This window comes from uncultured Corynebacterium sp. (assembly GCF_937999985.1).
In the GTDB taxonomy this organism is placed as follows: domain Bacteria; phylum Actinomycetota; class Actinomycetes; order Mycobacteriales; family Mycobacteriaceae; genus Corynebacterium.
Window position 1 is genome coordinate 1 of sequence record NZ_CALLDG010000036.1, and the last position, 7,877, is coordinate 7,877.

The 7,877-nt window shown below is 61.9% G+C and carries 5 protein-coding genes and 1 pseudogene; 3 read left to right on the top strand and 3 right to left on the bottom strand.

What is annotated here, in order from left to right:
• Window positions 1-178, top strand: a pseudogene (locus Q0331_RS01585) (sodium:alanine symporter family protein); the annotation flags it as partial.
• Window positions 179-200: 22 nt separating this feature from the next.
• Here the strand turns inward: Q0331_RS01585 and Q0331_RS01590 are convergent.
• Entirely contained in the window at window positions 201-638 is a 438-nt protein-coding gene (locus Q0331_RS01590; protein ID WP_298074281.1) for a lipoprotein LpqH, read from the bottom strand.
• 233 nt (window positions 639-871) lie between these two features.
• On the opposite strand from Q0331_RS01590, the gene Q0331_RS01595 reads away from it, so the two are divergent.
• Together Q0331_RS01595 and Q0331_RS01600 are read left to right on the top strand one after the other, a co-directional pair.
• Window positions 872-2,545 carry an AMP-binding protein gene (locus Q0331_RS01595; RefSeq protein WP_298074283.1) on the top strand — a complete coding sequence of 558 codons (1,674 nt, stop codon included), beginning with the start codon at window positions 872-874 and terminating at the stop codon, window positions 2,543-2,545.
• Between the two features lie 99 nt (window positions 2,546-2,644).
• Complete coding sequence (locus tag Q0331_RS01600) at window positions 2,645-4,192, top strand: metallophosphoesterase (RefSeq protein ID WP_298074285.1); 1,548 nt, start codon at window positions 2,645-2,647, stop codon at window positions 4,190-4,192.
• A 60-nt stretch (window positions 4,193-4,252) separates the two neighbouring features.
• Here the strand turns inward: Q0331_RS01600 and Q0331_RS01605 are convergent, their stop codons facing one another.
• Both Q0331_RS01605 and Q0331_RS01610 read right to left on the bottom strand, forming a co-directional pair.
• Window positions 4,253-5,608, bottom strand: coding sequence for a Na+/H+ antiporter family protein (locus tag Q0331_RS01605; RefSeq protein ID WP_298074287.1), 1,356 nt, complete (start codon window positions 5,606-5,608; stop codon window positions 4,253-4,255).
• Between the two features lie 23 nt (window positions 5,609-5,631).
• A partial coding sequence (locus tag Q0331_RS01610) for a helicase (protein ID WP_298074289.1) occupies window positions 5,632-7,877 on the bottom strand: 2,246 nt, incomplete at its 5' end.

Sequence of the window (7,877 nt, forward strand, 5' to 3'; positions counted from 1 at the left end):
GGACATTGCCAACGGTCTGATGGCGCTGCCGAACCTGGTGGGCATGCTGATTCTCTCCGGGCTCATCGCCCGGGAGACGAAGGCCTACCTGGACTTCGACCCGACCCTGCGGGCACGCCCGGAGGACGTGGAGAAGTTCCTGGTGGATACCAAGAACCCCTGGCGCAGCGCGCTGTAACCAGCGGGTTATAACGCCGCCACTAGCTGGCGCAGTTGAACTCCACGGTGAGGGCGATCGTACGGTTCGAATCGTCCTCCACCGGGTTTCCTTCGACGACATAGTTGTCGCCTTGGCGCTTCACCGTGGCCGAGGCGGCATGGTCGTCATCGATCTCATATTCGACACCCTTGTATTCGAAGTCCAGGGATTCTAGGGCCGGCTGATCTGTGTAAATATCGATTTCCAGATCATCACGATCATCGTCATCCTTGCCGAAATCGGCCTCTAGCACTTCGCGTCCGTCGTCCTCATTCAGTTCGCAACGCACCGGGGAGAACAGCTTGGTATCCACTTCCTTGCCATCGACGGTGATCCTGTGGAGCTTGCTGCCCGAATCCTGCTGCGCGGGAGCTTCTTGAGAAGATCGGGATTGGTTCGCCTCCTCTGGGGCGGAAGATTCCTCAGCACTCTCCTTCACCGTGGACGTGACAGTTTCCTTCTCTGCGGCGCCATCATTCGAATCTTCAGACGAACAAGCGGCTGCCGAGACTCCCAGTGCGCATGCCACTGCTACTGCGGCACTGCGACGAGCAATTTGCGAACCAACAATTTTCTTAGCAGATCGTAAATTTCTCATGATCCCCACGCTATCAAAACTCAATTAAGCAAAACCCCTCACAGGGTTTAGTGATCTGGGTTACAGTCGCGAGCATGACTTTCGCATCGCAGCACGGCCTAAACGCTCCACTCACTCCTCTGCGCTTCTTGCAACGCTCCGCACAGGTTCACCCCAACAAGATCGCCGCAGTCGACGGACCGCGGCGCATCACTTTCGCAGAATTCAACGAAGACGCCCAGGCTTTCGCCCACGCCCTTCTTGCAGACGAGGTCGTCGAGGGCGACCGTGTAGGCATTCTCGCTTCCAACAGCTACGAAGCCCTGCTGGCCCAGTTCGCCGTGCCGCTGGCGAATGCAGTGACGGTGCCGATCAACACCCGCCTCGCCCCCAAGGAGGTTAACTACATCCTCGACCACTCCTCCATCGACGTCCTCGTCGGCGAGAAGGAACTGATCGACCCCATCCTCGCCAGCGGTGAGCGAAACTTGCGCCGAGCTGTGTACATCGCCGACAAGGACGGCGTAGAGCCCCAGGTTGAAAAGGGAGAAACTGACGCGCAGGGGGCGTCACTAGTAACAACATTTAGCGACTACCTAGCCGGACACCGCGACGAAGACCCGCTCCCCTACCGCGTGCACGACGAGAACGAAACCATCGCGATCAACTACACTTCCGGCACCACCGGCAAGCCGAAGGGTGTGATCTACACCCACCGTGGCGCTTACCTTAACGCGCTAGGGCAGGCACACACACAGCACTTCAGTCATGACACCGTGTACTTGTGGACGCTGCCGATGTTCCACTGCTCCGGCTGGTGCACAGGCTGGGCGGCGATGGCCGTCAGCGCAACCCAGGTGGCTCTGCGCGCGGTGCGTGGCCCGGCAATGTGGGAGCTGATCCGCACCGAAGGCGTGACCGCCATGTGCGGCGCCCCGGCCGTGCTCAACACGCTGGTGGATGACGAGAACAAGCGCCGTGTGACCAACCTGCGCGTCACCACCGCGGGTGCGCCACCAAGCCCGACAACCATCACCCGCTGCGAAAACATCGGCGTGGAGGTCACCCACGTGTACGGCCTGACCGAGAGCTACGGTCCCTTCACCGTATGCGAAGCGCAGCCCGAATGGGCGGACATGACGGTCCGCCGCCGCGCGGTTCTAAAGGCGCGTCAAGGCGTGGCCTCCATCACCAACGAAGACGTGCGCGTGATCGAGCCGACCGAAGCGCTAGACGAAGCGCTGGTAGATGTGCCTGCCGACGGTGCGACCCTGGGCGAGATCATCCTGACTGGCAACGGCATCATGGCGGGCTACTTCAAAGACGAAGAGGCTACCGCCCACGCCTTCCGCGGGGGCTGGTTCCACACCGGCGACCTCGGCGTGATGCACCCGAACGGCTACATCCAGCTGATGGACCGAGCGAAGGACGTGGTGGTTTCCGGCGGTGAGAACATATCCACCATCGAGGTCGAACAGGCCGTTATCAGCCACCCCGACATCTCCGACTGTGCAGTCATCGGCGTACCAGATGAGAAGTGGGGCGAACGCCCGCGCGCCTACGTGACCCTGCGCCCGGAAGCCCGCGGCGTTGACCAGGACGCGCTCGAAGAAGCTGTGATCGCCTACTGCCGCGCGCACATCGCCGGCTACAAGGTGCCGCGTGACGTACGCATCCTCGACGAACTCCCTCGCACCTCCACGGGTAAGGTCCGCAAAAACGAGCTGCGCGACGAGGCCTGGGCGGGCCACAAGCAGAAGATTAACTAGGTACGGCCTTGGCCGTTAACCCACTATTCGCCCGGCCTTTCCCTACCCGCTGCCTTTAGGCTGGTTGCTAGTCACGCGCACCTTTTACCCTCTGCCTTTATGGGTAGTAAAGGTATTTTTTCTCGACGCCGATTCTTCAAAGCACTAGGCTTCAGCGCCGGTTCTGCAGCCTTCGTGGTGGGGCCGATTGCGAAGGCTAGTGCGGCACCGGGCACGGGCAGTTCCGGCCTGGCGGGCAGTGGGTTGGCCGGGAGTTCAGCGCTGGGGTCCGCTAATACTCCAAGCTTGGCGGGGTCGGCGAGCTTCACCCCAAGCAATATCGGCAGCTCCGAGACCGGCTGGGTTATGGGCCACAAGGGCACCGGCCCCAACGGCGCTTTTCTTGCCGGTGACCTGCAGGTAGTCACTGTCACGGAGGATTCAGTGACGATTAGCTGGCTGACGTGGGACGCAAAGGTGAGCATCGCTGAACGCCCCGTGGGTATGCCGACCGAAGGCACGCTGCGCGTATGGCCGGAAGACAACCCGCAGGATACGAAGGTCGTGCGCTCGGAAAAGAACACCTTCTTCCACATCATGACTATCGAAGGCCTACAGCCGGAGACCAAGTACCGCTTCAGCGCTTCCTCCCACGGCATCGAAGCCAATGCGACTCACAACTACTTCCAGGAAAAGAAGAAGGAGTTCACTACCTTGCCTGAATTGTCCGGCGAGGTACTGCAGACCGTGGTCGTGGCGAACGATGTGCACATGGGTGAGGCTCAGGACGGCCTGTGGTTCGATGGCTTTCCGCCACCAGCGGTACCCAATCCGAAATCCGCACCCTACCCGGAAATTTGCTTGGACGCGGTCATTAAGACCGCCGAGGATTGCGACGCTACGCACCTGTTTGTCAATGGCGATGTCACGAGTGAAGCCCGCCCGGCCGAAGTGCGCCGTGCTAAGGAGATGCTGGATACGTTCTCCGGCACGTGGCGCGTAACCCGTGGCAACCATGACCGGCCGCACAAAGCCGACGACTCCTCCGGCTACGAAACCGCCACCCCCTACGGCAAAGAACACTTCGACCCCTTCGGTGACGTCTTCGAGCCGCGACAACAGGCCTGGATGATGGACCTGGAGCCGGCGGGCGTGCGCGTGATCGGCATTGATTCCACGGAGCTGGATAAATCCGGCGGGCGGATCGAGCCACAGCAATTCCGCCAGATCGAAGGCTTCTTGCGCCGCGATCCGAATAAGCCAACCGTGCTGATGCTGCACCACCCCATGACGCGCGAGGCCGGCTGGTCGAACGCAGCCGGACCAGCTTTTATTCTGCGTGACCCGGATCTGATCAGGCTGCAAAAGATGATCCAAGCGGCGCCGGGCGTGAAGCTGGTGCTGGCCGGGCACACGCACCGCGCTCATCGAGATAAGCCAGACGTTGATACCCACGCGGTATTCCTGGAAACTCCCGCGGCGAAAAACTGGCCCACCGGAGCCACCCAGCTGCGCTTCTACTCCGACGGCATTGCCGTGAACTTCCGCCACAACATGGGAGAGGAAGCCCTGGACTGGGCCAGCCGTACCCGCTGGACCAACTTCGGCTTGGCACCGGAGATCTTGCTGGGGCCGACGGACGCACGCAATCTGGTGGTGCGCTACTAGTCCCCTCCCCCTTGGTGCCCCCTATATACCAGTGCCCTACCTGCTGGTGAGTTCCAGCAGCTACAGAACCATCGCCGCGATCCAGCCGGCGATCAGCAGCGGAATATTAAAGTGCAGGAACGTCGGGATCACGGAATCCCGGATGTGGTCGTGCTGGCCATCCGCGTTCAAACCCGACGTGGGGCCTAGGGTCGAGTCGGATGCCGGGGAACCGGCGTCACCAAGAGCACCCGCAGTACCCACAATCGCTACAGTGGCGAGCGGCGAGAAGCCCATCGATGCGCACAAAGGCACGTAGATCGTTGCAACGATCGGCAGGGTGGAGAAGCTCGAACCAATGCCCATGGTGACCACCAGGCCGACCAGCAGCATCACCAGGGCGGCAGCGGCCTTGTTACCCGCGAACAGGTCGGCGGAGGTGGTGACCAGACTTTCGACCTCGCCGGTGGCCTGCATGACTGCGGCGAAGCCCTGGGCGGTGATCATGATGAAGCCGATCAGAGCCATCATGCGCATACCGGCAGTGAAGACATCGTCGGCCTTCCTCCAATCGACCGCGCCGGTGCCCATGAAGATCGTCAGCCCCACCAGGGCGCCGATCAGCAGCGAATCGGCCTCCATATCCATAGCCTGCATAACGACCTGCACGGCGAAGGTGGCGATAATCGCAATGACGGAGACGACGATCTTATAGCGGGAAACCTCACCGGCCGGGTCGGTCTCGACCTCCACAATCGGGCGTTCTTCGTACTCGCGTGGCTTGCGATAGGTGATGAAGACCGCGATCAGCAAACCACAGAACATACCCAGCGCCGGAATGCCCATCGCCTGCATCACGTTGATGCCATCGGTGCTCATACCCGCGTTGTCGATATTGCCCAGCAGGATGTCGTTCAAGAAGATCGATCCGAAGCCCAGCGGGATCCACATGTATGTGGTGATCAGGCCGAACGTCAAAATACAGGTGACCGCGCGGCGGTCCAGCTGCAGTTTGTTGAAGACGCTCAGTAGCGGTGGAATGATCAGCGGAATAAACGCGATGTGCACGGGGATGAGGTTCTGACTCATCACGGCCATAGCGAGGATGCCGGCCAGCATCAACCATTTCGTTACGGCGACGGCGCGGCTCTTTGTTTCTTCGTTAGTGACGCCCAGTTTCCCCAGCAGGGAGTCCGCCAGAAGCTTGGGCAGTCCCGCGCTGGCTACAGCCATCGCAAAGGCGCCGAGGAGGGCATAGCTAAGCGCGATTTTCGCGCCGCCGGAGAGGCCTTCCTGGAAGGCCACCATCGTGGCATCAAGGCCAAGGCCGCTGAGGAGACCACCGACGATGGCTCCGATGAAAAGCGCCAGAACCACATGCACCCGAAGCAGGGCGAGGGCCAGCATGACGACGACGGCGACTAGGACTGCGTTCATGCACCTTAGAATAGTGTGAGGGGTCAGACAATAGGAAATTCCAACGGTGACCGCTTCTCGTAGCGCCGCGTCTGGCTTACCAAGCGAGCCGCAATGTTGGTTCCGCTGAGCTTGCGCGCCTGCAAGAGGAACTCCCGGCCCTCCTGGCTGCGGGTGTACACCCCGCGCATCGGCAGGCCTACGCGCTGGAGTTGGCGCAAGAACTCATCCACGTTCTCCCGGCGCGTGCCGAGCACGTCCGGCACCGACTGGGCGCAGAAGATGCCGCGGATGCGGACTTGGTGCGCCGGCGCGATCAGATAGCGCGCGTTGCGGACTTCCCCAGACAGCTGGGTCATGGCGTCCGCAAAAAGCTTCCTTTCGGCGAAGGTTCCGCCGGACAGGCGCACATTCGCCCCGATGGCGCCCTCATCGACGATGGCCATGAGGTTGCGAGTTTCGATCAAGCCGAGGGCGCTCAGCGTGCGTGCCAGAGCCGTGGCCTCGGCTTTCAGACGCTTGGTGGTATCCGTCAGCTGCTGGACCTTCCGCGTGCGCATCAGTGCCGCCGCACCGCCGAGCAGCGCGAGCACCCCGAAAGCCAGCCACTGGCCCCCGACCGGGAGGTGCGGAAGGGCTCGCCCCACTACCAGGCCGAACATGACCGCAAGGAAGAAGATGTAGCCCAAGATAACGTCCAGGTAAGGCACCACCCCGGCCGATGCAGGCTTTTCGACATCGATGCGGAACTGCATCTCGTAGGGCTGGCCATCCGGCACATTCCCCATGTCTAGGGCTTCTAGCCACTGGTTGCGCATTAGGTCCCGACGGAAGGCCCGTGCCAGCATCTGTTCGTTGGCGGCATCGATGCTGCGGTAGGCGCGCAGAGGTGGCTCGGCGAAGCAGCGGTCGAAGCCGTTCTCGATCACCGGCGCATCGGCGCGCGGCGCTACGAAGACCTCGAAGCGCTTCTGCAGCGAGCGCACGTCATGTGAGCCCAGTACGTCCAGCGACTCCCCCGTCCCGACGTTCAGCGTCTGTGCCCCGCTCTGTGCCACCTGGTCGAGCCACGTCCCGCGCCCGGAGCCTTGGCTAGGTTCGCACGTTGCGATGTGCCAGATATTCGCGGTCTTATCTGGAACGGCGGGATCCACCCGGATCACCCGGCCGCGCATCTGGTTCGTCAGCATAAACGCGCGCACGGAGCTGGCGATGATGAGCGCGTTGGCGCAGGGCGAATCCCACCCCTCCCCGAGCAAGGCGGCGGTGCCCACCAGGATCGTGAACAGTCCCTCCTGGAAGGCGCGGGTAATGGCGGGCACAGACACCCTCGTGCCGCCGGAAAAGCGCACCTCCACATACTCGTCATTGAGGTCCTTGGCGGCGGTGAGTTCCCCGTCGAGGTCCGCCGCGAAACGCTTCACCTCGTCCAGCGCCGCGCGCGGGATGACGATTACTGAGCCACTGATGGCGGCGATTTTTGTGGTGCCGCCTACGCGCCGTCGCAGTGCTTCGAAAATGGGGATGACGCCCACGTGGACCAGGGCATCGTCGCTGCCCACGCTGGACAGGTAATCCCGCTGGACGTAATCCGCGAGGATCACCATGCGCAGATTTTCGGACATCGCGGAGACTTCTTCTTCGGCAATGTCACTGACGGCGCGGACCTTACCCGCGGAGTGGGTGAGGATCCGATTGACCTTCTTCTCTCCCGTGACGGAAATCTTCCCCTTGTTCAGCAGGTTATTCGCCCGCAGAGCGGAGGCCACCGTCGGGCTGGCGCGGAAGAAGTCGGGATGGTCGATGACGAACTGCAACCCCAGCTCGCCGGCGAGTTCCGGGCGCTTTTCGCTGAGTATCGCCTGGATATGCGGTGCTATCGGGTACCCAGCAGCGGCAAGAAGGATTTTGAGGGCGTAGAAATCCTCTTCGTCGTCGAGGGCGACCTGCAGCTGTTCATCCGTGAGCCGCCCGAGGTCCTCTGCCAGTTGCGCCAAGATGCCCTGCCGTTGCAGGCCCACTAGCACTTCGTTGCCACGCCGACGCAGCTCGGCGATTTCCTGTTCTTCTTCCTGGCTGGGCTTCGTAACGTAGACGTAGTCCTGATGCGGGCATAGGTTTCCGGCAGCCACGAGTTCGGGGGCGAAGATTTCCTCGTCGATAGGGCCGCATAGCTGTTCGTAGCGTTGCCATTCGCTGGGGGTGGAATCATACGGCGGGGTCGCCGTGAGCGCGATGGTGTTGAGCACTGCTTTTCGGCGGCCCAGCTGGTCCATGAAGGCTGTCAGAG